A 23,025-nucleotide genomic window follows, 5' to 3' on the forward strand; every position below is an offset into this window, starting at 1 on the left:
AGCGGCGGGCGACCATCGATCCCATAAGACGCCACGACGCACGTGGCGATGACGTGAACCGAGGAGTATTCGCATGAAGGGTCTGATCTTGTCGGCCGGCCTGGCTCTCGGCCTTGGCGGCCTCAGCCTCACTCCCGCCGCCGCCGCCCCGCTCGCGCCCGCCGGCGTCTTCGCCGCGCCGACCCTGGTCGACCAGGTCGCTTGCCGCACTGTCACGAAGTCGGTTCGGCGGAATGGCGTGACGCGCATCACCAAGACGCAGGAATGCACGCCCAACCGCTACGGCCAGCGCCGCTACTACGGCAACAGCGGCCGGGTCTATGACCGCCGGGTCTACCGGAGCGATCGTCCGTACTACCGCCCGGCCCCGCGCCCGGGCTTCACGGTCCGCGTCAACCCGTGATCGCCTGATCTTAACAGGTCTTAATGCCTGTTAACAAAGAGGCCCGGATTGCTCGTCGATCCGGGCCTCTTGCTATCTATCCCCCCGCGGGACGCTCCACCGAAAGTTTTAAGCGAAGTCTTCGTGGCACCGAGCACTTGCCGTGATTTCGCCATGACCTGGATCGATTGTCTCCAGCCATGGGGCATGAAGCGTCGTTCGTGTCTTGGGGAGTAGCGTGAGATGAGAATTCTGCTTCTGGGAGTGGCCGCGGCGATCGCCGGCGGAGCCGCGCTGTCGGCGGTCCCGGCGTCCGCCGGGTCCTATTTCGAGTTTGGCGTCCGGCCGTCGCGGCCCTATTACGCGCCGCCCCCTCCGCCTCCGCCGGCGTACTACGCGCCACGCCGCGCCTATTACTACGAGCCCGCGCCGGTTTATCGCGCGCCTCCGCGCGAGGTGTGCCGGGTGCGGACCGTCCGTGAATGGGGTCCCTATGGTCCCTACGACAAGCGCGTCGAGACCTGCCGCCGCAACGGCGGCTGGTGACCGCCCAGCCGCCTGACGCGGGCGCCGGGGCGGCGGCGCACCACAGCGTCGTGGCGGCCTTGGCAGGCCACTCCTGGTCGTAGGCGTCGCCGCCGATGCGGTCGGCGCTGATCGCCGCCAGAATGCGGCCCGGCGTCGGAAGGTCGCCCGGCGCGACGAAGGTGCTCGGGTCCCAGAGGCCGGAGCGCATGATCGCGCGCGCGCACTGGAAGTAGACCGCCTCGATCGCGATCACGAGCGCGGTGCGCGGCGCGGCGCCGTCGACCACGAAGGACGCGAGCAACTTGGCGTCGGCCGAAATCGCGGCGCGACCGTTGACCCGGAGCGTCACGCCGGAGCCGGGGATCAGGAACAGCAGCGCCACCCGCGGATCCACGAGTACATTGCGCAGGGAATCGATGCGGTTGTTGCCGCGGCGGTCCGGCAGGATCAGCGTCGCGTCGTCTGCAACCCGGATGAAGCCGCGGCCGTCGCCGCGCGGCGAGCAGTCGAGGCCTTCGGGTCCCGATGTGGCGAGCGCGACGAAGGGCGACGCCTCGATCATCGCCCGGTACTCGGGGGTGAGGCGCGCGACCTGCTTGAGGAGCGAGGTCTCTGCCGGCCGGCCGTAGATCGCCTCGAGCTCCGCGGCGGTGGTGATCGTGCTCATGCGCGTCTCGTCGGCGGCGTGAAAGGTCAGCGGCGCTCGCTCGACATCGACATCACGATGCGGACGAGGTCGGCGGCGTTCTTCGCGCCGATCTTTTCCATGATGCGCGCGCGGTGCACCTCGATCGTCCGGGGGCTGATCCCCAGCGCGCGGCCGGCTTCCTTATTGGACTGACCGCCGGCGACCAGAGACAGGACCTCGCGCTCGCGGGGGGTCAGTTGATCGCTCAACAGGATGTGGGAGCCGCCGTCGACCCGCGCTTCGGCGCGCGCGCCGCTCGCCGCGAGCGCCTCGACCACCCGGTCGACGATCCGCAGGGGGTCGAACGGCTTTTCGATGAAGTCGAGGGCGCCGTGCCGGATCGCCTCGACGGCCATCGGGATGTCGCCGGAGCCGGACACGATGAACACCGGCGCCGCGTAGTGCCGCTGGTTGAGCCGTTTTAGGATCTCAAGCCCGGACAGACCCGGCATCATGACGTCCAGCAGGACGCAGGCGGGCGTCTCGCGCTCGGCCCGCTCCAGAAACTCCCCGCCGTCGGCGAACGCCAAGGGGTCGAACCCGTCGGCCTCGAAGGCCGCGGTCAGAACGTCTCGGATCGACTCGTCGTCGTCGACGATGAAGACCCTCCGCCGCGCCCCTCGGGAGACTGCCATAGGTTTACGCCGACGCTCCCCATTCGTCCTAAAGCATACGTCAAAATACTCAGCCTCGAACTTCTGCGGGAAGAATTGGGAGAGCGCAAGCGGGCGACGCCGAAACCCTACTAAATCCGGGACGTTGGGGCCCGATCGATCCAGGCTGCGAGCCGCGCCCCGGCCTCCGCCACCTGGGCGGGCTCGCGGAGGTAGCAGAGCCGCAGGAAGCCCTCGCCGCCGGCCCCGAACGCGGTTCCGGGCGCCACCCCAACCAGCGCTTCGTCGACCAACCTGAGCGCCAGCGCGCGCGTGTCCGGCAGGCCGTCGATCGCGACGAACAGGTAGAAGGCGCCCGCCGGCTCGGCGTAGCGCACCCGGCCGGTCGCGGACAGCGCCTCGACCAGCGCCGCCCGGCTCGCCGCGGCGCGCTCGATCTGGCGCGCGATGAAGGGATCGCCCTGCTCGACCGCCGCCACCGCGCCGCGCTGCAGGAACGGCGGCACGCCGGAGGTCGAGTACTGGATCAGGCTCTCGATCGTGGGCCCAAGCGAGGGATCGGCCTCGATCCAGCCCATCCGCCAGCCGGTCATCGCCCAGTTCTTCGAGAAGGTGTTGGTGTAGAGGATCCGGTCCTCCGCATCGGCGACGTCGTGGAACGACGGCGCGCGGCCGCCGGCGTAGACGAAGCGGCCGTAGACCTCGTCGGCGATGATCCAGAGCCCGTGGCGCCGCGCGAGCGCCAGCAGGTTCTTGAGGTCGTCGAGGCTCGCGACCCAGCCCGTCGGGTTCGACGGCGAGTTGACGAGGATCGCCCGCGTGCGGGGCGTCACCGCCGCCTCCAGCCGCCCGATGTCCGGCGTCCAGCCGTCGTTCCCGAAGCTCATCGGCACCTGCACCGGCTTCGCTCCGCCGACGCCGGCCGCCGCCGCGAAGTTGGGCCAGGCCGGGGTGGGCACGATCACCTCGTCGCCGGCCCCCGCCACCAGGCGGATCGAGATCTGGATCGCCTGCATGCCCCCGACGGTGACGTAGAACCGCGTGTGATCTTCGGGGACGCCGTAGAGGCGGGCGTGATAGCGCGCGAGCGCGGCCCGGAGCTCCGGCACGCCGGCCTGCCAGGTGTAGAAGGTCTCGCCGCCCGCGAGCGCCGCCGAGGCCGCGTCGGCGATGAAGCCCGGCGTCGGCAGGTCGCCCTCCCCCACCCAGAGCGGGATCAGCCCCTCGCGGCCGCGGCCGTAGTTGAACACTTCGACGATGCCGCTCTTGGGCGCGCGACGGGCGGGCTCGGCGAGGGCGGCGAACAGGGGGGCTTCGACGGTCATCGTTCTCGGAGACTATTGCACGAACTGCACCCTAGCCTGCCACGTCCGACTCGGGGCACTGAATCCTGCACAGATGACGAACAGCGCTGCCGAGCGACGCATGAAAGGTCGCCTGTCGGAATGCACTTTGGAAGCCAACCATGCCGCCGACAGATCAACAACTTTACGAACGCGATCTTCGAACGATCGTTTGGGTTTCGGACGGCAAGGACGGTCGCGACAGCGTCGATGCGGCATTCAACGGTGCAAAATGCGTTGTCCGCGACGGAGACTTGCGGTATTTAACCTTTAATGACAAATCTGTTTCGGTAGAAAATTTTCTATCCGCAGATCTTTCAAAGCAGGCACGCTATCGTGCCGGTGTTCGTCTTCAAATAGGACGAGGACAAGATAGATTTAATTTCATGATTCATTACCACTCAATCGAGCCCTTCGACCGCAAGTGCTCTGGAGATTTTCGATCGTTTCTAGTGGCTCAATATCCTGATGATTACGATGCAATTATCAAAAAACACTTTCTTCGAATCATAGCATCTAAAAACCTTATATTTTCATACAAATTGCAGCGCGCTCTTGTTCAAAAAAACAACGTCCCTTTGCCGCTCTCTTACCTTAACATGAACGCGGACCATTATCAGTTCTATACAGATGAACATGGAAGGAGATCCATCGACCATCGCTTCAGCCCTTTTCGGACCGTCGGGCGAAGCGAAGGGTTCAGTGAGGCAATAGGGTCCGAAATGTGGTGCGGACCTAGCTTTTGGATGCTGACCGAGGCCAACCTTGGCGACATCCGGGCACTTGACGGCGTCGCCGTATCGATCCTGCCGAACGACATCGTCCATATAAAAGCGCATCGTCCGTTCAGTGTGGGAGATGAGCAAGAGGAACTGGCGACGGAACTTCGCCGCCGCCTGTTCCCCAATACTTACTTTCTCGACGGATACGGAAACGACACTCGCGCATAAACAATTTCGCCCCGGCCGTTCCGCAGCCGGAAACCGCGCGAGGCGTTCAGCCTTCGTAGCCTTCGATCGCCATGAGATCGATCTCGACCGCGCCGTCGCGCTTGGCCTTGGCGCGTTGGTACTCGGGCGACTTCCAGCAGGCGACGGCCTGCTCGTAGGACGGGAACTCGATCACGACGTTGCGGGCGCGGGCCTCGCCCTCGAGGGCTTCCAGCTTGCCGCCGCGCACGAGAAACCGGCCGTCGTACTTGGCGAAGGCCTCGGCGTTGTCGTTGCGGTAGGCGTCGTAGCCGGCCTGGTCCTTGATGTCGATGCGAACGATCCAATAGCCCTTGGGCATGAAATGCGTCTCCTGGCTCCGGCGCGGCGTCTCGCGCGGGGACCGCAGGGATACGCCGCCGGGCCCGAGAATCAACCCGCCGCGGCGGCGATCTCGGCCACGATGGCCTCGGCGGCCGCGCGGGGATCCTCCGCCGAGAGGATCGGGCGCGCCACGACGAGGCGGTCGGCGCCGGCGCGGATCGCCTCGGCCGGCGTCGCGACGCGCTTCTGGTCGCCAGGGGCCGCGCCCACGGGCCGCACGCCGGGCGTCACTGCGAGGAACGGCGAGGGCGCGATCCGGCGGACGGCGGCCAGATCGGTAGGCGCGCAGATCACGCCGTCGACGCCGGCCTCGCGGGCGTGCCGCACGCGGCGCGCGACGAGCGCTTCGGGGCCTTCGCGAAAACCGGCTTCCTTCACGTCGGCCGCGTCCCAGGACGTTAGCACCGTGACGCCGAGCACCTTCATCCGCGACCCCTCCCGGCCCGCCGCCGCCGCGCGCAGCGTCTGGGGGTATGCGTGCACCGTGAGGATCGCCGCGCCGAGCTTGGCGACCTGCCGCGTCGCCTTCTCCACCGTCGCGCCGATGTCGTGGAGCTTGAGATCCACGAACACCTGCTTGCCGGCGCCCGCCAGCCGCTCCGCCAGCACCAGGCCGCCGGCGAAGGAGAGCTCGTAACCAATCTTGTAGAAGGTCACGGCGTCGCCGAGCCGGGCCACCATGGCCTCGGCGTCCGAGACGGTGGGGAGGTCGAGGCCGACGATCAGCCGGTCGCGCGGGTCGAGCGTCTCCGTCACGCCAGGCGCCCCGCTTCCGTCACGAGCTGCGCCACGACCGACGTCATGAAGTCGGCGGTGCGGGGGTTGGAGAGGCGGCCGTCGTCGGTGAAGGCTTCCGCGGCATTGCCCACCGACACCATCTCCGGCAGCACCAGCGCGCCGAGCCCGAGCTCCATCATCGCGCGCAGCTGCGTCAGGCCGCGGTAGCCGCCCATCGCGCCGTTGGTGACCGAGCCAAGCGCGAAGACCTTGGTCTTGAACGCAGGCAGCGGCGGCTTGCCCTCGATGCTGACGCGGGACATCCAGTCGAAGGCGTTCTTCAACAGCGGCGGGAAGCTGGCGTTGTACTCGGGACTCGCCACGAAGGCGCCATGCTGCGCGAGGAACAGGTCGACCAGCGCCCTGGCGGCTTCCGGAACGCCTTCGCGCGCCTGCAGGTCGCCGTCGTAGAGCGGCAGCGGGTAGTCCTTCAGCGAGATGTGCGTGGTCTCCGCGCCCGCGTCCTGGAGCGCGCGCGCGACCACGGTCGCGAGCTTTTCATTGAGCGACCCCGTGCGGATCGATCCTGCGAGCACGACGATTTTCGGCGCGGCCATAGCGTCTTCCTTCCAGCGGTCGTGCGTCTAAACGGCGTTGTCGGCAGGATCAGGCCGGGCGGCGGTAGATCCACACCCGCGCCGGCGGCAGGTTCAACCACACCCGCGGGGAGCCCGCGGCGGTCGTCTCGCCGATCGCCTCGCGCGGGATCGGCGGCACGACGCCATAGGTGAACTGGATGAACGGCGCGCCGGGGCGGGACATGTCGAAGCAATCCTCCAGCAGCGCCACGCGCTGGCGGATGGGCTTGGTCAGCAGCGGCAGGCTGCACACCGTCGCCGTCAGCGGCTGCTCCAGCACGCCGGCGAGCGTCTGGCGCGCGGCGTAGGCGTCGCCCTGCACCACGGTCACGCCGGGAAAACGCTTGCGCAGGAGCGTAACGAACTCGGGGTTGAACTCGATCAGCACCAGCCGCTCCGGCGCGACGCCGCGCTCGAGCAGCGCCTCCGTGACGGGGCCGGTGCCGGGGCCGATCTCGAGAACCAGACCCGGCTCGTCCGGATCGACGTAGCGCGCCATCATGCGCGCAAGGCCCTTGCCCGAGGGACTGACCGCGCCGGTCACGAGCGGCTTGTCGAACCAGGACTTCAGAAACCGCGCTTCGTCGGCGAGATCGATGCCCTTCGGACGAGCGTCTGCGCGGCGATTGGAGCGCCTTGCGGGCTCAAGCATGGACGACGGGGCTCCGGTGACGACACGAAGGCGAGACGACGGTCATACGATGATCAGGATCGCGCTTATGTGACAAGCGCCCGAAGGTCACGCCCCGCCGAAAAACTCTTTCACCCGCGAAAAGAATCCGTTCGACTCTGGATGGTTCGCCTCCGATTCCTCGGCGGCGAAGGCCTCCAGCAGCTCGCGTTGCTTGCGAGAGAGCTTCTGCGGAATCTCGACCACCGCCTGGATGTACATGTCGCCGAAATCCTTGGAGCGCAGGATGGGCATGCCCTTGCCGCGCAGGCGGAACTGCATGCCGGACTGGGTGCCCTCGGGAATCTTCACGCGCGTCCGTCCGCCGTCGATGGTCGGCGCCTCGAAGGATCCGCCGAGCGCCGCCGTCGTCATGGCGATCGGCACGCGGCAGTAGAGATCGGCGCCGTCGCGCTGGAACAGCGCGTGATCCTCGAGCGAGAGGAAGATGTAGAGGTCGCCCGACGGCCCGCCGCGCAGGCCTGCCTCGCCTTCGCCCGACAAGCGGATGCGGGTGCCGTCCTCGACGCCCGCCGGAATCGCGACCTCAAGCGTGCGCTCCTTGGTGATGCGGCCGGCGCCGGCGCAGGCGTCGCAGGGGTCGTCGATCACCTCGCCCCGGCCCTGGCAGGTCGGGCAGGTCCGCTCCATCAGGAAGAAGCCCTGGCTGGCGCGCACCTTGCCGGCGCCGCCGCAGGTGGCGCACTGCCGCGGCTTCGAGCCGGGCTTCGCGCCGGTGCCGGAGCAGGCCTCGCAGGCGAGGCTGGTCGGGATGCGGATCTGCGCGGTCTTGCCGGCGAAGGCGTCCTCGAGCGTGATCGCCATGTTGTAGCGGAGATCGGCGCCGCGCTCGCGCCCGCTACTGGCCCGGCCACGCCCCTGGCCGCCCCCGCCCCCGCCGAAGAAGGAGTCGAAGATATCGGACATGAAGTCCGACATGTCCGGACCCGCGCCGCGCGGACCGCCGCCGCCCATGCCGCCCTGCTCGAAGGCCGCGTGGCCGAAGCGGTCGTAGGCCGCCCGCTTGTCCGCGTCCTTCAGGCAGTCGTAGGCCGCGTTGATCTCTTTGAAGTTGGCCTCGGCCGCGTGGTCGCCCGGATTGCGGTCCGGATGCCAGCGCATCGCGGCCTTGCGATAGGCAACCTTCAGCTCCGCGTCGCTCGCCGTGCGTTCGACCTCGAGAACCTCGTAGAAGTCGCGTTTCGCCATTCCGCCACCAGTTTTGGACCGCACCCGACAGGACGGCTAGATAAAGTCGTGAAGGTCGACCCGCAAGAACGCTGCGTTTCGACCGCGAAGAGAACGACGCCAGATCAGGCTCCGGCGCCGGGCGCGCGACCGTTGAGCTTGGGCGTCGCTTCGAACATCTCGACCGGGCGCGCCGCGACCACGTTGAGCCGGGTGCGCGCCGCGATCCGGTAGCCATGGGCGGCGAGCAGCTTGAGCAGCGGCTCGGCCTCCGCCGCGGTGCGCCCGACCTCGACCACCAGCGCGCGCGGCAGCAGAGCGCCGGGCGCCTGCTCGAACAATCCCGCGAGCGCCTCGAAATCCATGCCCTCGACGTCGATCTTCATGGCGTCGACGGCGACGACTCCGTGCCGCGCCAGGATCGTCGGGAGCGGCAGCACCTCGACGGCCGCGCCGCGGCCTCGTGCGTCGCTCACCAGACGGACCTCGCCGCGGTTGCGGGCGTGCTCGACCAGGAAGGCCTCGCCCGGCTCACGCCCGACGGCGGACGGATCGATCGTCACGTCCAGCCCGCTCGCCGCCACGTTGACGGCCAGCCGCGCCCGGTTGGTCGGGTCCGGCTCAATCGCGATCACCCGCAGACGCCGTCCGGCGCGGCGGGCGGCGGCGGCCAGCGCCAACCCGTAGAAGCCGACGTTCGCGCCGACGTCCACGAAGGTCGCCTCCGCCTCCGGATCGCCCGCCAGCACCGCGGCTTCAAGCAGACGGCGCTCCTCGGCGTCCCAGAGGTGGGGCGCCAAAAACACGCGCTTTTCCGTCCGGTTGGTCGCCGGGCGAAGCCGCGCGTGGATCGAGGGAAACACTTCGACGTCGTAGGGGCTCGCGCCGGCCGCGAAGCAGATCCGCCGCAGCAGCGACGCGAGACGGAGGCCCACCGCGTTGTTCGGAACGCGCGAGCCGAGCGCGCGCAGCGCCTCGACGACGCGCGAGGGACGGTGCGCCCCATAGGGCAGTTCGGTCTGGACGGAGTCCGTCATGTGGGGGCGACCGCGACGAGGCGGCCCGCCGTCCGTTACGGACAGCGGACCGCCTCACAGTGGATCAGGCCGACTTCTTGCGGTCGTCGACTTCCTCGAAGTCGGCGTCGACGACGTCGTCCTTCGGCTGGCCGCTGGCGGCGCCCGTCTCCGGTCCGCCCTCGGCGCCCTCGGGCCCCTGCGCGTACATCGCCTCGCCGAGCTTCATGGACGCCTGCATCAGCGCGTTGGTCTTGGCCTGGATGGCCTCGACGTCCTCGCTTGCGAGCGCGGTGCGGAGCTCGGCCACGGCGGCCTCGATCGCGGCCTTGTCGCCGGCCGGAGCCTTCTCGCCGAGATCCGTCACCGTCTTCTCGGTGGAGTGGATCAGCGCCTCGCCCTGGTTCTTCGCCTCGACGAGCGCCCGGCGCTTCTTGTCCGCTTCGGCGTTGGCCTCGGCGTCCTTCACCATCTTCTCGATGTCAGCGTCCGACAGGCCGCCCGAGGCCTGAATGCGGATCTGCTGCTCCTTGTTGGTGGCCTTGTCCTTGGCGCCGACGTTGACGATGCCGTTCGCGTCGATGTCGAAGGTCACCTCGATCTGCGGCATGCCGCGCGGCGCGGGCGGGATCCCGACGAGGTCGAACTGGCCAAGGATCTTGTTGTCCGCCGCCATTTCGCGCTCGCCCTGGAACACGCGGATCGTCACCGCGGTCTGGCCGTCTTCCGCCGTCGAGAAGGTCTGGCTCTTCTTCGTCGGGATCGTGGTGTTGCGGTCGATCAGGCGCGTGAACACGCCGCCGAGCGTCTCGATGCCGAGCGACAGCGGGGTCACGTCGAGCAGCAGCACGTCCTTGACGTCGCCCTGCAGCACGCCGGCCTGGATCGCGGCGCCGATCGCGACGACCTCGTCCGGGTTGACGCCCTTGTTCGGCTCCTTGCCGAAGAACTGCTTCACCACTTCCTGGATCTTCGGCATGCGCGTCATGCCGCCGACCAGAACCACTTCATCGATCTGGCCAGCCGACAGACCGGCGTCCTTGAGCGCCGCCTTACAGGGCTCAATCGTCCGCTGGACGAGATCGTCCACCAGGCTTTCGTACTTGGCGCGGGAGAGCTTCAGCGTGAGGTGCTTCGGCCCGGTCGCGTCGGCGGTGATGTAAGGCAGGTTGATGTCGGTCTGCGCCGAGGACGACAGCTCGATCTTGGCCTTCTCGGCCGCTTCCTTCAGGCGCTGCAGCGCGAGCTTGTCGTTGCGCAGGTCGATGCCCTGCTCGCGCTTGAACTCGTCCGCGAAGTAGCTGACGAGGCGCATGTCGAAGTCTTCGCCGCCGAGGAAGGTGTCGCCGTTGGTCGACTTCACCTCGAACACGCCGTCGCCGATCTCGAGGATCGATACGTCGAAGGTGCCGCCGCCCAGGTCGTAGACGGCGATGGTGCCGGCGGTCTTCTTGTCGAGGCCGTAGGCGAGGGCCGCGGCGGTCGGCTCGTTGATGATGCGCAGCACCTCAAGGCCGGCGATGCGGCCGGCGTCCTTGGTGGCCTGGCGCTGGGCGTCGTTGAAGTAGGCCGGGACGGTGATGACCGCCTGGTCGACCTTCTGGCCGAGATGGGCCTCAGCCGTCTCCTTCATCTTCTGGAGCGTGAAGGCGGAGATCTGCGCCGGGGAGTACGACTTGCCGTCGGCCTCGACCCAGGCGTCGCCGTCGCCGCCCTTCACGATCTTGTAGGGGACGAGCTTCTTGTCCTTCTCGACGGTCGGGTCCTCGAACCGGCGACCGATGAGGCGCTTGACCGCGAAGAAGGTCTTGTCGGGGTTGGTCACCGCCTGACGCTTGGCCGGCTGGCCGACCAGACGCTCGCCGCCGTCCGCGAAGGCGACGATCGACGGCGTGGTGCGCGCGCCTTCCGAATTTTCAATGACGCGAGCCTGCCCCCCGTCCATTACGGCGACGCAGGAGTTGGTGGTTCCGAGGTCGATCCCGATGACCTTGCCCATGTGTCCCATTCCTCTTCTCTAACGCGTTAAGCGGACCAAACCGGCCCCGTAGCGGCCTGACGCGAAACGCTCCGGGCGAGCGCCCTCACGTCCCGTCGGTCCCTTGAGAATTCCGCGGATTTCGCGGGTCGGCGGGTATATAAGGAGAGGCCCAATAAGCCGCAAGGCGAGAGATGACGCTGGCGTGAGGGCGCGTTCGGCGCAGATGCGCGCCCGCGGTTCCCGGGGACGGTGCGCCGCGGCGACCGTCTCCCGCCCGCGCGCGAGCGCGATCTCAGTCCAGCCTGGTTTCCCGAAGCTGCGCGCGGCGGTTGCTGAGGTCGTCCGCGGCCGAGAGCAGCGCCACCTGGCATCCCGCGCTGACGACGCGCGGCGCCTCGCCGGCGGCGAGCGTCAGCGGCGCGCCGGAGCCGTCGGCCCGCGTCAGCGCCACGCGGCCGGCGCCGGCCGCGACCGAGGTCACCTCGATCCGGTAGTCCGCCCCGCAGATCGGCGTCCGGGCGCGGTCGGCGAGCGTGATCACCCGGCTGGCGCCGAGCGCCGCGGTCCTCGCCCTTGTCTGCGCGGCGAGTTCGGTCGTCCGCCGCACGCGGTCCAGCATCGAGCCGGGGGGCGCCGGCTCCGCGGACGGCGCGGCCTGCGGCTCCGGCGTCGGATCGACCTTCGCAGCGGGCGAGGCGGCGGGCCCGCCGGGCGATCCCGGCAGGTCGATCTTGAGGGCGAGGGCGGCGGTCGGCTGCGCGCCTCCGCCGACGATCGACGGCGTGGCCGGAACGGAGGCGGCGACGGCCGCCGCCGCGCCCTGGGACGGCGTCTCCTCGACCGGCGCGGACGGCGACGCCCGGGCGACGTCCCTGGCCGGCGCCGGCTCGTCCTTCGGCTTGAGCCAGCCGGTCATGGACTGGATCAGGTCGTAGGCCACGCTGTCCTTCGGCGCGCTGAGCACCTGCATGGCGGCGGCCCCGAGATAGCCGCCGACCGCGACCACGACGGCGCCGAGGGCGCCTTTCACCACTTTCCCGAAGGTCCCGCCGCGCGACGACGGCTCGGATGCGCTTTCCTGGCTCGACAAGGCCCTGCCCCGTTTAGGAGGATCGGATCGTTCCACCCGCATAGTCATATGATCAGGATCGGGCGACCTCAACCTCCGATGAAGCATCTCCCGGGCTACCTCAACCCTGAGCGTCAAGGCGCCCTTCTCGCTCTGCTGCGCGCGGCCGTCGCCGAGGCGCCGCTGTTCACGCCGACGATGCCGCGCACGGGCAAGCCCTTCTCGGTGCGGATGACCAACCTCGGCCCGCTCGGCTGGGTCTCGGACAAGGACCGCGGCTACCGCTACCAGCCGACCCACCCCGTCACCGGCGCGCCCTGGCCCGCGATCCCCGACATGCTGCTGGAGGCATGGGCCGCGATTGGCGGCTACGACCTGCCCCCGGAGGCCTGCCTGCTGAACTGGTACGAGCCGGGCGCGAAGATGGGCCTACACCAGGACCGCGACGAGCAGGACCTCGACGCGCCGGTGGTCTCGCTCTCGCTCGGCGACAGCGCCACCTTCCGCATCGGCGGGACGTCGCGCTCGGACCCCACGCGCTCGTTCCGGCTGGCGTCCGGCGACGCCATGGCGCTCGCGGGCGAGAGCCGCCTCGCCTTCCACGGCGTCGACCGCGTCCTCGCCGGCACCTCCGACCTCCTGCCCCGCGGCGGCCGCATCAACCTCACGCTCCGCCGCGTCTCTGCGCGGTGAAGCGGCTGCCGGCCCCTCACCTCAGGATCAGCCGCACGCAATCGTCCGGCGCGCGCCGGCCCTGCCACTCCCGCGGGTTGCCGAGCGAGACCTCGTGGAACGGCACGCCATCGATCCGACGCTCGGAGCGCAGGTGGAGGTGGCCGGAGACGACCGCGCAGGCGTTGAACCGGCGGTGCCAGTCGGCGGTCAGGCGCGTGCCGCACCAAGGCGCGAAGCGCGGGATGCGCGGGGCGCGCGCTAGCGCCTCCACCAGCGGCCAGTGGTTGGCGAGCACCAGCGGGACCCCGTCCGCGGCGGCCTCGGCTAGCCGCGCTTCGGTCGCGGCGCAACGGGCGCGGCACCAAGCGTCGCGGTCGGGATAGGGGTCGGGCCGCAGCAGGTATTCGTCGGCGCAGCCGACGCCGGTCTCCCGCGCCCAGGCCACGACCTTGGCGCGGGCCACGTCGTCGGGGCGGAAGCTGTAGTCGTAGAGCGTGAACAGCGGCGCGATCCGCACGGTGCGCCCGCCGAAGGTCTCCACGGGATAGGGATCTTCCGGCGTCAGCACGCCCCGCGCCCGGCAGAGCGCGACGAAACGCTCGTAGCGCGCGACGCCCCGGAGCGGCGTGCCGGACGGCAACGCCCAGAGCTCGTGGTTGCCCGGCAGCCAGACCAGCCGCCTGAACTTCGGCTGCAGCGCGTCGAAAGCGAACTGCAGATGCGCCTCGGTTTCGCCGACGTCGCCGGCGAGGATCAGCCAATCGTCCGGCCGCGCGTTGATCTCGGCCAGCGCCGCCCGGTTCGCCTCGGCCGCGAGGTGGAGGTCGCTGATGGCGTGCAGCTTCATCTCGGGCGTCCTGCGCGCGACGCGGGGCGCGCGACGAACGGGAGTGTCGTGGGTGGCGTGGGGTTATCAGCACAGGCTGCGCCGACGCGCCAGCCGTAGCGCCGGACGTCAGCTCCGCCCGGAATGCCCGCCGACATGAAAAAGGGACCGGCGCCCGAAGGCCGGCCCCTTTTCAACAGCCTCGCGTCGCGCTCAGCGCGGAACGACGACCGTCGTGGACGGCGGTTCTTCGATCGTGGTCGTGGAGGAGCCGCCGCTCGGCTCGGTGGTCTTCGACCGGGTCACCGAACCGTCGGGGTTTTCGGTCTTGGTCTTGGTGGTCCGTTCGATGCCGTCGTCCTCGACCTTGGTCTTGGACGTGGATTCCGCAGGCGGATCGGTCGTGATGACCGTCGTCTGGGCGAGCGCGGGCGCCCCGGCGAGTCCGACGGCGAAAGCTGCAGCGGCGCAGACGGCGCTGAGCGGACGGGCGACGGCGTCGATGTCAAAGCTCTTCATGGTTGTTCTCCTCCTGGGCGGCGACTGAAGCTGCAGCGGGAGGTGGCGCTGAACCCGCTCTTTGCGTTCCGGTGAGAGCTCCGGACGCCGTGCGGTTTCGACGCGCGCCTTGATCGCTTCAGGGTCAGCCGTTCGCCCCTTTTTGCCCTCGCACGAGAACGTCGGAGGATCGGGAGGGTTCCGAAGCGCGACGGCGGGGTGAACCGCGACCGCCAAACCGGCTATCCTGGCGCGATGGAAACCACCCTCTATCCGCCGGTCAAAACCTTCCTCGAGACCCTTGGCTTCGCCGTGAAGGGCGAGATCGGCGGCTGCGACCTGTTGGCGCTTCGGGACGGAGAGCCGCCGCTGGTCGTGATCTGCGAGCTGAAGCAGCGGTTCAACCTCGACCTCGTGCTGCAGGGCGTCGACCGCGCCGCGGCCTGCGACGAGGTCTGGCTGGCGGCCACGGTCGGCCGCGGCCGGGGCGGCCGCGAGCACGACCGGCGGTTTCGGGATCTCTGCCGCAGGCTGGGGTTCGGGCTGCTCGGGGTGACCGCGCGGGGCGAGGTGCAGATCATCCTCAGCGCGGCCGCGCCGGCGCCGCGCCGCGACTCCAAGCGCCGCTCGCGCCTCGTCGACGAGCACAACCGCCGCCGCGGCGACCCCGCGGTCGGGGGCGGCTCCCGCGTCCCGATCATGACGGCCTACCGCCAGCAGGCGCTGCTCTGCGCCGCCGCCATGAGCGCGGCCTCCGTCCGCCCCCGCGACCTCAAGGCGGCCGCGCCGAAGGCGGCGACGATCCTCAGGGCGAACGTCTACGGCTGGTTCGTCCGGGTCGACCGCGGGCTCTACGGCCTCACCGACGCAGGGCGGGCCGCGCTCACGCGCTGGCCGCAGGAGGACCTCGCCGCGACGACGTCGCAACCCGCCGGGGCGGCGGAATGATCCGGCGCGAGCCGCCCCCGCGCGCGGTTCCTGCATACGGACGCGCCGCCCAAGCGCGGGACAAACGTCATTTCGAAAGCTGAGGGTTTTCAATCGCCTAAAAGGCGATGGTGCCCGGAGGCGGACTCGAACCACCGACACGCGGATTTTCAGTCCGCTGCTCTACCAACTGAGCTACCCGGGCAGGGGCCCCACCGGGCCGAGGCGCGGCGGAGCGAGCCGCCTTATAGGGAACAGCTTCCGGCCTGTCCAGCGCCCTCACACCAGGAAAACGCCGACGGCGATCGTCGCCAGCGTCAGCGGCGCGCCGACCTTGAGGTAGGTCCAGAAATCGACGTCGACGCCGAAGCCGCGGGCGCGCTCGGCGACGATCAGGTTGGCGATCGAGCCGACCAGCGTGAAGTTGCCGGCGAGCGTCGAGGCCATCGCCACCACGAGCCAGGCGCGCTGCGGATCGGCGAGGCCGTTCACGAAGGGCTCAAGCACCAGCACGGCCGGAACGTTGCTGACGACGTTCGACAGCGCCGCGGTGACGAAGCTGAGCACGGCCGTGTCGTCGAGCGCGAGGCGGCCCGCGGCCTTCACCACGTCGGGCGTGATCAGCGCCTTCTCCACCCCCGCTGTGACGACGAACAGGCCCGCGAACATCACCAGCAGCGGCCAGTCGATCTCGGCCCAGACCCGCGCGGGTTTCACTCGGCGCGTCAGCAGCAGCGCGGCGCCGGCGACGATGGCCGCGGTCGCGATCGGCGCGCCGAGGAAGAAGGCCGCGACCATGGCGGCGGCCACCAGCCCGGTCTTGATCGCGAGCGGGCGGTTCACCAGCGTCCGCCCCGCCGCCGCGTCCTCAGCCGGCGCGAAGGCGCCGTCGGCGAAGAACTCGCGGCGGAACGCCGCCGCCACGAAGACGACCGTCAGCGCGAGGCCCGCCGCCGCCACCGGGGCGAGCGTGGCCGCGAAGGTCGCGTAGGGCACGCCCGAGAGCGAGCCGATGATCATGTTCTGGGGATTGCCGGTGATGGTCGCGACGCTGCCGACGTTGGAGGCGGTTGCGATCGCGATCGCGTAGGGAACCGGGTTGCGCTTGAGCTTCAGGACGAGCGCCATGACGAGCGGCGTCATGACGAGGCACACCGTGTCGTTGACGAGGAAGGCCGACAGCGCGCCCGCGGCCAGCGCGACCGCGACGAGCAGCGTGAAGGCGTGGCGGACGCGCGCGGCGATGGCGGCGTTCACCAGCGCGAAGAAGCCGGACAGCTTGAGGTTCGCCGCCACGATCATCATGCCGAGCAGCAGCACGATGGTGTTGTGGTCGACCGCGGCGAAGGCGTCTTCTGGCGTGAGCACGCCAAGCGCCACCATCGCCGCGCCGCCCGCAAGCGCCGCCCCCGCGCGGTCGATCCGCACGAAGGGCGCCCGGCCGAAGGCGACGACGCCGTAGGTCGCGACGAAGACGAGGACCGCGGCGGCGGTCGTAAGGTCGAAGGGCAAGGGCTGAGGTCCGCGGACGACGGCCCGAGGGCGGGCGCGCGAGGGTCAACCTAGCGCGTCCGCCGCCGCTCGACAGCGCTCCGGCCCGGAGGACCGGCGCGCTGTCGCGTCTCAGGTGATGATGAAGTCGGTGTTGGACAGGGTCACATTGGACCCGAGCGTCGCGAACTGGATCTGGGCGGCGGAGCCGGTGCCGTCCGAATCGTAGTAAAGTGCGCGCGTGGCCGCGTCGTAGATGATGCGGTCGTTGCCGTCGCCCGCGGCCGTCCCGAGCCGGAAGAACCCGGCCGACATCGTCGCCGCCGCCGTGATCCCGACGAAATTGGCGTTCTCGAGCGAGAACTTGTCGGTCCCCTGGACGAAGTCGCCGATGTAGTCCACGCCCGCCGCGCCGGGCGCGACGTCGAAGCGGAACACGTCCGCCCCGCCCTGGCCGTAGAGCTGGTCGGAGCCTGCGCCGCCGTTCAGGGTGTCCCCGTCGTCGCCGCCGTAGAGGTAGTCGGAGCCGGTGCCGCCGTTCAGCGAGTCCGCGCCGAGCCCGCTCTGCAGGTTGTCGGCGCCCCCCAGCCCGTTCAGCGTGTCGTTGAAGATCGAGCCGACAATCGTCTCGCCCGAGGCCGTGCCGTTCACCTTCAGCCAGGCGGCGGCGGGCGTCGTCAGCGAGATCGTCGAGGACGCTCCGTCCTGGAACGTCGCGCGCTCGACGCGCGCCTGCGCGCCCGTGCCGTTGGCGTACTGGTCCTGCACGGTGATCTGCTCGTCGCCGAAGCTGATCACGAGGTCGTCGCCGATCACCCGGAAGCCGAGGTCGGAGGACGAGATCTCGGGCGTGAAGCGGATCGTGTCGGTGCCGCCGCCGAGATTTTCGACCACCGTGTCGTAGCGGGAGCCTTCCGAGAAGCTGTAGGTGTCGTTGTCCGCGCCGCCGACGAGGTAGTCGTCGCCCGAGCCGCCGGTCAGCAGGTCAGCGCCGGCGTCCCCGTAGAGCGCGTCGTCCTCGTCGCCGCCGTTGAGCTGGTCGGCGCCGACGCCGCCGTAGAGCGCGTCCGAGCCGGTCCCGCCGTTGAGTTGATCGCTGCCGGTCGAACCGCTGAGGGTGTCGTTGCCCCCTCCGCCGTTGAGCGTGTCGTTGAAGATCGAGCCGGCGAAGCTGTCGCCGCCGTCGCCGCCGTCCCGCACGAGCCAGGCGGACTGCACCGACTTGAGGCTGATCCTGGAGCCGTCCGAGTGCTGCAGCGTCTCGACCCGCGCGTCCGCGCCGACGCCGCTCGCAAACTGGTCGGACACGCGGACGTAGTCGGAGCCGTAGCCAACATAGAGGTCGTCGCCGTCGATCCAGATGTCGACGTCGGCCTTGGCGATACCCGCGTTCAGCCGGATGAGGTCCGTGCCGCCATTCAGTCCCTCGGCGATCTCGTCCCGTCCGAAGCCGGGGCCGAAGTAGTAGATCTCGTCGCCCACCCCGCCGACGAGGTAGTCGTCGCCCGATCCACCGGTCAGGCGGTCGTTGTCCGCGCCGCCGTAGAGCTGGTCGTTCTCGGCGCCGCCGTCGAGCGTGTCGTCGCCGGCGTCGCCCTGCACGTAATCGTTGCCGGCGTCGCCCCGCAGCCGGTCCCCGGCCGCGCCGCCATAGATCGAATCCCGGCCGCCGCCGCCCGAGAGCGAGTCGGAGAAGATCGAGCCCGACATCGAGTCGCCGCGGGTGGTGCCGGTGCGCGTCAGCCAGGCCGACTGCACGGTGGTGAGGTCGAGCACCGCGTTGTTGGTGTAGCGCAGGTCCTCGACGCGGGCGTTGGCGCCGGTCCCGCTCAGGAACTGGTCCTGGATGGTGATCTCGTTGTCGCCGTAGACGATCTTCAGGTCGTCGCCTTCCACGTGGATGCGGACGTTGGAGGCGGTGAAGTTGCCCGAGAGGATCAGCCGGTCGTTTCCGGCGTTCACGGCCTCCACCACCGTGTCGCTGCCCGAGTTGGCGTCGAAGCGGTAGATGTCGCTCTCGGTGCCGCCAGAGAGATAGTCCTCGCCCTCGCCCCCGTTCAGGTCGTCCTCGCCGCTCTGGCCGTAGAGCGAGTCGTTCTCGCTGCCGCCGGAGAGCTTGTCGTTGTCGGCGCCGCCGTCGAGGTAGTCGGCTCCGCCTCCGCCCTCGAGCGTGTCGTTGCCGGCGTAGCCGTACAGGTAGTCGGCGTCCTCGCCCGGGCGCGCCCCGGCCGGATTGGCGGCGACGCCGCCCGAGACGCTCGTCGGCGTGATCTTGTCCGCCGCCCCCGTCCCCGTGAAGGTAGCCATGGTTTCCCCCTTAAACCCGATCTGGTCCGCTGGTTAGGCCCGCATGACCCCCGGCGCCCAAGGCGTCGCCTTGCGACGCCTTGGCTCAGATTGGACTCTTTTTGGTTGGGCGCACAATAGGGGATACGAGGTATGCGCCGTGGATGATCCAAAGGAGCAGAGCCGTTCACACCTGACGATTGGACCGTCACTCCCCGGACCCCGGCGGTCCCGACGCACCGGCCTGCTGCGAGGTCGAAGTCGGGCATCACGGAGATCGCGGGGCCTTACGACCTCTCCAATCCCAGCGGTCTCGAAGCCCGCGCCACGCCTTCAGCTCTCGTCGTCGTCCGCCGGCCGTTCGATCTCTTCAGATTCGGCGGTGGGCGCCGCATAGACGCCCTTGAACCAGCGCGACAGGTCGATGTCCGCGCAGCGCTTGGAGCAGAAGGGGTGGTAGTCGGGTAGCGACATCTTCTTGCAGATCGGGCACGGCCGCGGCGACGGCCGGGGCTTGGCCGGGGGCGTATCGCCGGGGGGCGTCGGCGCGTCGGACATGGCGGCTCTAGGCATTCGCCAGCCAGCCGCGGTGCAGCGGATAGCCTTCGCCGACCAGCAGGTTGACAGTTTCGTACAGCGGAAGCCCGACGACCGCGCCGTAGGAGCCGCTGAGCTTGGCCACGAAGGACCCCGCGAGGCCCTGGATGGCGTAGGCGCCGGCCTTGCCGCGCCACTCTCCGGAGGCCAGGTAGGCGTCGATCTCGCCTTCCGAAAGCCGCTTGAAGCGCACGCGCGTCTCGACGAGGCGGCTGCGCAGCGCGCCCTTGCGGGTGGTGAGGCAGACGGCGGTGGAGACGTGATGGGCGCGCCCGGAGAGCAGGCGCAGGCAATCCGCCGCCTCCTCCACCGACTCCGCCTTGGGCAGGATGCGGCGTCCGACCGAAACGACCGTGTCCGCGCCGAGCACGAGCGCGCCGGCGAGCTCCGGGTCCTGCGATGCGAGCGCCGCGCCGGCGAGCGCCTTGGCCTCTGCGAGGCGCAGCGCGAGCGTGCGCGGCCGCTCGTTGCGCTCTGGCGTCTCGTCGAGCGAGGCCGGCAGCAGCGCGTCGGGCTTGGCGCCGATCTGGTCGAGCAGCGCCAGGCGGCGCGGGCTCGCGGAGGCGAGGACGAGTTTGGGGCGGTCGGTCATCGGCGGTCGATCATGGACGACGCGCGCCCCCGAGGCGCTCGCCCCTCAGGCGCTTGCGCGCCGCGCTCACTTGAAGCGGTAGGTGATGCGGCCCTTGGAGAGGTCGTAGGGCGTCATCTCGACGAGGATCTTGTCGCCCGCGAGCACGCGGATGCGGTTCTTGCGCATGCGGCCGGCGGTGTGGGCGATGATCTCGTGGTCGTTCTCGAGCTTGACGCGGAACGTCGCGTTCGGCAGCAGCTCGATCACGGTGCCCGGAAACTCGAGCAGTTCTTCTTTCGACATGTGATCTCGACAAGTGCGACGGCTGGACGAGCCTGAAATCCAGGCGCAGCCGATCGGAGCGTGACTTAGGAGAGCGCCTGATACCGGAAATAACGCGTTTCCACAACTCGTCCGGCACATGAGCCCTTCTTCGCGACGCATCGAAAGCAGAACGCGGGGATCCCTCCTCGCGCCGAAGGCGTGGGGAGGGTGGCCCGGCGCGCAGCGACGGGTCGGGTGGGGGCCCTCGGACGTCGAACGGCGTCGGCGGAGCTTCGTCCTGAGCCCCACCCCACCCGGCCGGGCTTCGCCCGTCCACCCTCCCCTGTCCCAGAGGAGGGATCGCCCGCGCCCTCTTAGCGCAACGCGCGGGAGGCCCCTTGCGCCGAAGGCGTGGGGTGGCCCGGCGCGCAGCGATGGCTCGGTCGAGCGGCGGCGGCGTGGCCGCTAGACCCGCGCCGGAGCGGCGTAGCGGAAGCGGTCCCTGATGCGGTCGATCAGGCTGTCGCGCATGGCGCGGTAGGCGTCCATGGTCTGCTCGCGCGAACCGCCGGCCGCAAGCGTCGGGTCCATGGTCGGCCAGTACTCGACCTCCACCGGCAGCCGGCGCGTCAGCTCCAGCGCGGCGTGATGGGCCTCCGGCGCAAGCGTGATGATAAGGTCGAAGTTCAGGTCTTCGAGGTCGTCGAGCGTATGCGGGCGGTGCTTGCCCAGCGTGAGGCCCACCTCGTCGAGCGCGGCTTCCGCGAAGGGGTCGTTCTCGCCCGGCCGGACGCCGGCGGAGGCGACGTAGAGCGAGCGGCCGAAGTAATGGCGGGCCAAGGCCTCCGCGATCGGCGATCGGATGACGTTCTGTCCGCACATGAACAGAACCGATTGGGGACGCCCCTGCTCAGGACCGCCCGACACCGCCGCGTCAACCCTTCCAGCTCAGGGCTGCGATCAGCGTGAACAGGCGGCGCGCGGTGTCGTGGTCGAGCGCGATCTTGCCATCGAGCCTCTCCGCGAGCAGCTGCGCTCCCTCGTCGTGCAGGCCGCGCCGGCCCATGTCGATCGCCTCGATCTGGCTCGGGCTCGCGGAGCGGATCGCCGTGTAATAGCTCTCGCAGATCAGGAAGTAGTCCTTGAGAAGCTTGAGGAACGGCGTCAGCGACAGAAAATGCGTGACGACCTCCTCGCCCGACACCCGGCGAACGTTGAGCGCGAGCTTGCGGTCGATCAGCGCGATGTCGAGCTTGAACGGTCCCTCCCCGCCCCCGATCGGCTGGAACGCGTTGTCCTCCACCAGGTCGTAGATCGCGACCTGGCGCTCGTGCTCGACCTCGGTCGCCGCGCGTCCGATCGACGCGTCGTCGATGGTGACGGCGACGAGTTTGGCTTTGGGGTCGCGTCCGCTCGGGCTCATGGCCGCATCCTATCCGGTCGCGACGCTCAGTTCATGCGGATCGAAACGGAGCGGGCGTGCGCGTGCAGGCCCTCCGCCTCTCCGAGCTTGATCGCGGCGCCGCCCAGGGCCTTCAGCTGCTCCGGCCCACAGCGCAGGATCGAGGTGCGCTTCAGGAAGTCGAGCACGCCGAGACCCGAGGCGAAGCGGGCGGTGCGGGCGGTCGGAAGCACGTGGTTCGACCCGCCGACGTAGTCGCCGATCGCCTCCGGCGTGTGGGCGCCGAGGAAGATCGCGCCGGCGTGGCGGATGGCGTCGGAAAGGTCGTCGGCGTCCTCCGCGACGATCTCGAGATGCTCGGGCGCGATGCGGTCGGCGAGCGCGGTCGCCTCGTCGATCTGGCCAACCAGGATGATCGCGCCGAACTCGCGCCAGCTCGCGCCGGCGATGTCCTTCCGCGGCAGAACCGCGAGCTGGCGCTCGACCGCCGCCTCCACGCTGTCTGCGAGACCGGCGTCGTCGGTGATCAGGATCGACTGGGCGGAGGCGTCGTGCTCAGCCTGGGCCAGGAGGTCGGCCGCGATCCAGTCGGGGTTGCCGGTCCTGTCGGCGATCACCAGCACCTCCGAGGGGCCCGCGATCATGTCGATGCCGACGGCGCCGAACACCCGGCGCTTGGCGGCGGCCACATAGGCGTTACCGGGGCCCACGATCTTGGCGACCGGCTTGATGGTCGCCGTGCCGTAGGCGAGCGCGCCGATGGCCTGGGCGCCGCCGACGCGGAACACCTCGTCGACGCCCGCGAGCTTGGCGGCCGCGAGCACCAGCGGAGAGAGCTTGCCGTCCGGCGCGGGCACGACCATCGCGAGCCGGTCGACGCCCGCGACCTTGGCGGGCACCGCGTTCATCAGCACCGAGGAGGGGTAGGCGGCCGTGCCGCCGGGGACGTAGAGGCCGACGCTGTCGAGCGCGGTCCAGCGGTGGCCGAGCTCCACGCCGATGTCGTCGCGGTAGGTCTCGTTCGCCGGCATCTGGCGGCGGTGGTGGGATTCGATCCGGTCGCGCGCGAAGGTCAGGGCCTTCAGGGTCTCGGGGTCGCAGTCGGCGGCCGCGGCGTCGATCTCGGCGTCGGTGACCTGCAGCCCGACCGCTTCCAGGTCGACGCGATCGAACCGCTTGGAGAGCTCGATCAGGGCCGCGTCGCCGTTGCGGCGGACCTCGTCGAGGATCGCGGCGACGGCGGCGTCGACGTCCTCGGAGACCTCGCGCTTCATGGCGAGCAGGGCGGCGAAGCGGGCCTCGAAATCGGCGTCCGCGGAGGACAGGCGCAGGACCATG

Annotated in this window: 24 protein-coding genes, 1 tRNA gene and 1 pseudogene; 4 read left to right on the forward strand and 22 right to left on the reverse strand. The window is 69.7% G+C overall.

Annotated features, from left to right (window positions below; all coding sequences use genetic code 11):
- The first annotated feature begins 73 nt into the window (after positions 1-73).
- Complete coding sequence (locus tag K244_RS0113235) at positions 74-403, forward strand: hypothetical protein (RefSeq protein WP_020186757.1); 330 nt, start codon at positions 74-76, stop codon at positions 401-403.
- Positions 404-968: 565 nt separating this feature from the next.
- On the opposite strand, the pseudogene K244_RS24205 reads toward K244_RS0113235, so the two are convergent.
- The 3 genes and pseudogenes from K244_RS24205 to K244_RS0113260 form a co-directional block, all read right to left on the reverse strand.
- A pseudogene (locus tag K244_RS24205) lies at positions 969-1,577 on the reverse strand (pyridoxamine 5'-phosphate oxidase family protein); the annotation flags it as partial.
- A gap of 26 nt (positions 1,578-1,603) precedes the next feature.
- Positions 1,604-2,233: a response regulator gene (locus K244_RS0113255; RefSeq protein ID WP_020186761.1), complete on the reverse strand. Its 630-nt coding sequence runs from the start codon at positions 2,231-2,233 to the stop codon at positions 1,604-1,606.
- A 110-nt stretch (positions 2,234-2,343) separates the two neighbouring features.
- On the reverse strand, positions 2,344-3,537 hold the full coding sequence (locus K244_RS0113260; protein WP_020186762.1) for a pyridoxal phosphate-dependent aminotransferase: 1,194 nt from the start codon (positions 3,535-3,537) through the stop codon (positions 2,344-2,346).
- A gap of 140 nt (positions 3,538-3,677) precedes the next feature.
- On the opposite strand from K244_RS0113260, the gene K244_RS23650 reads away from it, so the two are divergent.
- Positions 3,678-4,505 (forward strand): hypothetical protein, encoded by an 828-nt coding sequence (locus K244_RS23650; protein ID WP_155931736.1) that lies wholly within the window; start codon positions 3,678-3,680, stop codon positions 4,503-4,505.
- Positions 4,506-4,551: 46 nt separating this feature from the next.
- Here K244_RS23650 and K244_RS0113270 read toward each other — a convergent pair whose 3' ends face one another.
- The 8 genes from K244_RS0113270 to K244_RS22745 form a co-directional block, all read right to left on the reverse strand.
- Positions 4,552-4,845: a DUF1330 domain-containing protein gene (locus K244_RS0113270; protein WP_020186763.1), complete on the reverse strand. Its 294-nt coding sequence runs from the start codon at positions 4,843-4,845 to the stop codon at positions 4,552-4,554.
- A gap of 71 nt (positions 4,846-4,916) precedes the next feature.
- The gene (gene pyrF / locus K244_RS0113275) at positions 4,917-5,624 is read right to left on the reverse strand and encodes an orotidine-5'-phosphate decarboxylase (RefSeq protein ID WP_020186764.1); all 708 of its coding nucleotides are present in this window, start codon (positions 5,622-5,624) and stop codon (positions 4,917-4,919) included.
- Positions 5,621-6,202 (reverse strand): NAD(P)H-dependent oxidoreductase, encoded by a 582-nt coding sequence (locus K244_RS0113280; RefSeq protein ID WP_020186765.1) that lies wholly within the window; start codon positions 6,200-6,202, stop codon positions 5,621-5,623. Before K244_RS0113280 ends, pyrF begins: the two co-directional genes overlap by 4 nt.
- Before the next feature lie 49 nt (positions 6,203-6,251).
- The gene (locus K244_RS0113285) at positions 6,252-6,875 is read right to left on the reverse strand and encodes a methyltransferase domain-containing protein (protein WP_020186766.1); all 624 of its coding nucleotides are present in this window, start codon (positions 6,873-6,875) and stop codon (positions 6,252-6,254) included.
- Positions 6,876-6,962: 87 nt separating this feature from the next.
- Positions 6,963-8,102, reverse strand: coding sequence for a molecular chaperone DnaJ (gene dnaJ, locus K244_RS0113290; RefSeq protein WP_020186767.1), 1,140 nt, complete (start codon positions 8,100-8,102; stop codon positions 6,963-6,965).
- Positions 8,103-8,206: 104 nt separating this feature from the next.
- Positions 8,207-9,118: an FkbM family methyltransferase gene (locus tag K244_RS21985; protein ID WP_020186768.1), complete on the reverse strand. Its 912-nt coding sequence runs from the start codon at positions 9,116-9,118 to the stop codon at positions 8,207-8,209.
- A gap of 64 nt (positions 9,119-9,182) precedes the next feature.
- A complete protein-coding gene (gene dnaK / locus K244_RS0113300; RefSeq protein ID WP_020186769.1) occupies positions 9,183-11,096 on the reverse strand; it encodes a molecular chaperone DnaK in 1,914 nt (637 codons plus the stop codon).
- A gap of 274 nt (positions 11,097-11,370) precedes the next feature.
- Positions 11,371-12,108 (reverse strand): hypothetical protein, encoded by a 738-nt coding sequence (locus K244_RS22745; RefSeq protein WP_155931738.1) that lies wholly within the window; start codon positions 12,106-12,108, stop codon positions 11,371-11,373.
- Positions 12,109-12,246: 138 nt separating this feature from the next.
- Between K244_RS22745 and K244_RS0113310 the strand changes: the two genes are divergently transcribed.
- Positions 12,247-12,840, forward strand: a complete 594-nt coding sequence (locus K244_RS0113310; protein ID WP_020186770.1) for an alpha-ketoglutarate-dependent dioxygenase AlkB — start codon at positions 12,247-12,249, stop codon at positions 12,838-12,840.
- A gap of 16 nt (positions 12,841-12,856) precedes the next feature.
- On the opposite strand, the gene K244_RS0113315 is transcribed toward K244_RS0113310, so the two are convergent.
- Both K244_RS0113315 and K244_RS0113320 read right to left on the reverse strand, forming a co-directional pair.
- Entirely contained in the window at positions 12,857-13,669 is an 813-nt protein-coding gene (locus tag K244_RS0113315; protein ID WP_020186771.1) for a metallophosphoesterase, read from the reverse strand.
- Positions 13,670-13,861: 192 nt separating this feature from the next.
- A complete protein-coding gene (locus tag K244_RS0113320) occupies positions 13,862-14,167 on the reverse strand; it encodes a hypothetical protein (RefSeq protein WP_020186772.1) in 306 nt (101 codons plus the stop codon).
- Positions 14,168-14,401: 234 nt separating this feature from the next.
- Between K244_RS0113320 and K244_RS0113325 the strand changes: the two genes are divergently transcribed.
- Positions 14,402-15,094, forward strand: a complete 693-nt coding sequence (locus tag K244_RS0113325; RefSeq protein WP_024816498.1) for a DUF2161 family putative PD-(D/E)XK-type phosphodiesterase — start codon at positions 14,402-14,404, stop codon at positions 15,092-15,094.
- Positions 15,095-15,202: 108 nt separating this feature from the next.
- Here the strand turns inward: K244_RS0113325 and K244_RS0113330 are convergent.
- The 9 genes from K244_RS0113330 to hisD all read right to left on the reverse strand — a co-directional run bounded on the left by K244_RS0113330 (position 15,203) and on the right by hisD (position 23,024).
- Positions 15,203-15,278 (reverse strand) — tRNA-Phe (locus tag K244_RS0113330).
- A 74-nt stretch (positions 15,279-15,352) separates the two neighbouring features.
- Positions 15,353-16,585, reverse strand: a complete 1,233-nt coding sequence (locus tag K244_RS0113335; protein WP_020186774.1) for an SLC13 family permease — start codon at positions 16,583-16,585, stop codon at positions 15,353-15,355.
- A 111-nt stretch (positions 16,586-16,696) separates the two neighbouring features.
- Entirely contained in the window at positions 16,697-18,871 is a 2,175-nt protein-coding gene (locus tag K244_RS0113340) for a calcium-binding protein (protein ID WP_020186775.1), read from the reverse strand.
- A gap of 312 nt (positions 18,872-19,183) precedes the next feature.
- The gene (yacG, locus tag K244_RS0113345; RefSeq protein ID WP_024816499.1) at positions 19,184-19,408 is read right to left on the reverse strand and encodes a DNA gyrase inhibitor YacG; all 225 of its coding nucleotides are present in this window, start codon (positions 19,406-19,408) and stop codon (positions 19,184-19,186) included.
- A 7-nt stretch (positions 19,409-19,415) separates the two neighbouring features.
- Positions 19,416-20,039 carry a Maf family nucleotide pyrophosphatase gene (locus tag K244_RS0113350; protein ID WP_020186777.1) on the reverse strand — a complete coding sequence of 208 codons (624 nt, stop codon included), beginning with the start codon at positions 20,037-20,039 and terminating at the stop codon, positions 19,416-19,418.
- A 66-nt stretch (positions 20,040-20,105) separates the two neighbouring features.
- Positions 20,106-20,324 (reverse strand): translation initiation factor IF-1, encoded by a 219-nt coding sequence (infA, locus tag K244_RS0113355; protein ID WP_020186778.1) that lies wholly within the window; start codon positions 20,322-20,324, stop codon positions 20,106-20,108.
- Between the two features lie 426 nt (positions 20,325-20,750).
- Positions 20,751-21,167 carry a hypothetical protein gene (locus tag K244_RS0113360; protein WP_020186779.1) on the reverse strand — a complete coding sequence of 139 codons (417 nt, stop codon included), beginning with the start codon at positions 21,165-21,167 and terminating at the stop codon, positions 20,751-20,753.
- A 52-nt stretch (positions 21,168-21,219) separates the two neighbouring features.
- The gene (locus K244_RS0113365; protein ID WP_020186780.1) at positions 21,220-21,708 is read right to left on the reverse strand and encodes a UPF0262 family protein; all 489 of its coding nucleotides are present in this window, start codon (positions 21,706-21,708) and stop codon (positions 21,220-21,222) included.
- Positions 21,709-21,734: 26 nt separating this feature from the next.
- Positions 21,735-23,024 carry a histidinol dehydrogenase gene (gene hisD, locus K244_RS0113370; RefSeq protein WP_020186781.1) on the reverse strand — a complete coding sequence of 430 codons (1,290 nt, stop codon included), beginning with the start codon at positions 23,022-23,024 and terminating at the stop codon, positions 21,735-21,737.
- Between the last annotated feature and the right edge of the window lies 1 nt (position 23,025).

The sequence above is a fragment of the Methylopila sp. 73B genome (genome assembly GCF_000526315.1).
GTDB lineage: Bacteria > Pseudomonadota > Alphaproteobacteria > Rhizobiales > Methylopilaceae > Methylopila.

Bases quoted from the DNA above. Each gene is read 5' to 3' on its own strand.
- yacG (WP_024816499.1), bottom strand. From the start codon at position 19,408: ATGTCCGACGCGCCGACGCCCCCCGGCGATACGCCCCCGGCCAAGCCC.
- K244_RS0113285 (WP_020186766.1), bottom strand. From the start codon at position 6,875: ATGCTTGAGCCCGCAAGGCGCTCCAATCGCCGCGCAGACGCTCGTCCG.
- K244_RS0113255 (WP_020186761.1), bottom strand. From the start codon at position 2,233: ATGGCAGTCTCCCGAGGGGCGCGGCGGAGGGTCTTCATCGTCGACGAC.
- K244_RS0113280 (WP_020186765.1), bottom strand. From the start codon at position 6,202: ATGGCCGCGCCGAAAATCGTCGTGCTCGCAGGATCGATCCGCACGGGG.
- K244_RS23650 (WP_155931736.1), top strand. From the start codon at position 3,678: ATGCCGCCGACAGATCAACAACTTTACGAACGCGATCTTCGAACGATC.
- K244_RS0113365 (WP_020186780.1), bottom strand. From the start codon at position 21,708: ATGAGCCCGAGCGGACGCGACCCCAAAGCCAAACTCGTCGCCGTCACC.
- hisD (WP_020186781.1), bottom strand. From the start codon at position 23,024: ATGGTCCTGCGCCTGTCCTCCGCGGACGCCGATTTCGAGGCCCGCTTC.
- K244_RS0113260 (WP_020186762.1), bottom strand. From the start codon at position 3,537: ATGACCGTCGAAGCCCCCCTGTTCGCCGCCCTCGCCGAGCCCGCCCGT.
- K244_RS0113350 (WP_020186777.1), bottom strand. From the start codon at position 20,039: ATGACCGACCGCCCCAAACTCGTCCTCGCCTCCGCGAGCCCGCGCCGC.
- K244_RS0113325 (WP_024816498.1), top strand. From the start codon at position 14,402: ATGGAAACCACCCTCTATCCGCCGGTCAAAACCTTCCTCGAGACCCTT.
- dnaK (WP_020186769.1), bottom strand. From the start codon at position 11,096: ATGGGCAAGGTCATCGGGATCGACCTCGGAACCACCAACTCCTGCGTC.
- dnaJ (WP_020186767.1), bottom strand. From the start codon at position 8,102: ATGGCGAAACGCGACTTCTACGAGGTTCTCGAGGTCGAACGCACGGCG.
- K244_RS21985 (WP_020186768.1), bottom strand. From the start codon at position 9,118: ATGACGGACTCCGTCCAGACCGAACTGCCCTATGGGGCGCACCGTCCC.
- K244_RS0113310 (WP_020186770.1), top strand. From the start codon at position 12,247: ATGAAGCATCTCCCGGGCTACCTCAACCCTGAGCGTCAAGGCGCCCTT.
- K244_RS0113270 (WP_020186763.1), bottom strand. From the start codon at position 4,845: ATGCCCAAGGGCTATTGGATCGTTCGCATCGACATCAAGGACCAGGCC.
- K244_RS0113235 (WP_020186757.1), top strand. From the start codon at position 74: ATGAAGGGTCTGATCTTGTCGGCCGGCCTGGCTCTCGGCCTTGGCGGC.
- K244_RS0113360 (WP_020186779.1), bottom strand. From the start codon at position 21,167: ATGTGCGGACAGAACGTCATCCGATCGCCGATCGCGGAGGCCTTGGCC.
- K244_RS0113315 (WP_020186771.1), bottom strand. From the start codon at position 13,669: ATGAAGCTGCACGCCATCAGCGACCTCCACCTCGCGGCCGAGGCGAAC.
- K244_RS0113320 (WP_020186772.1), bottom strand. From the start codon at position 14,167: ATGAAGAGCTTTGACATCGACGCCGTCGCCCGTCCGCTCAGCGCCGTC.
- K244_RS0113340 (WP_020186775.1), bottom strand. From the start codon at position 18,871: ATGGCTACCTTCACGGGGACGGGGGCGGCGGACAAGATCACGCCGACG.
- infA (WP_020186778.1), bottom strand. From the start codon at position 20,324: ATGTCGAAAGAAGAACTGCTCGAGTTTCCGGGCACCGTGATCGAGCTG.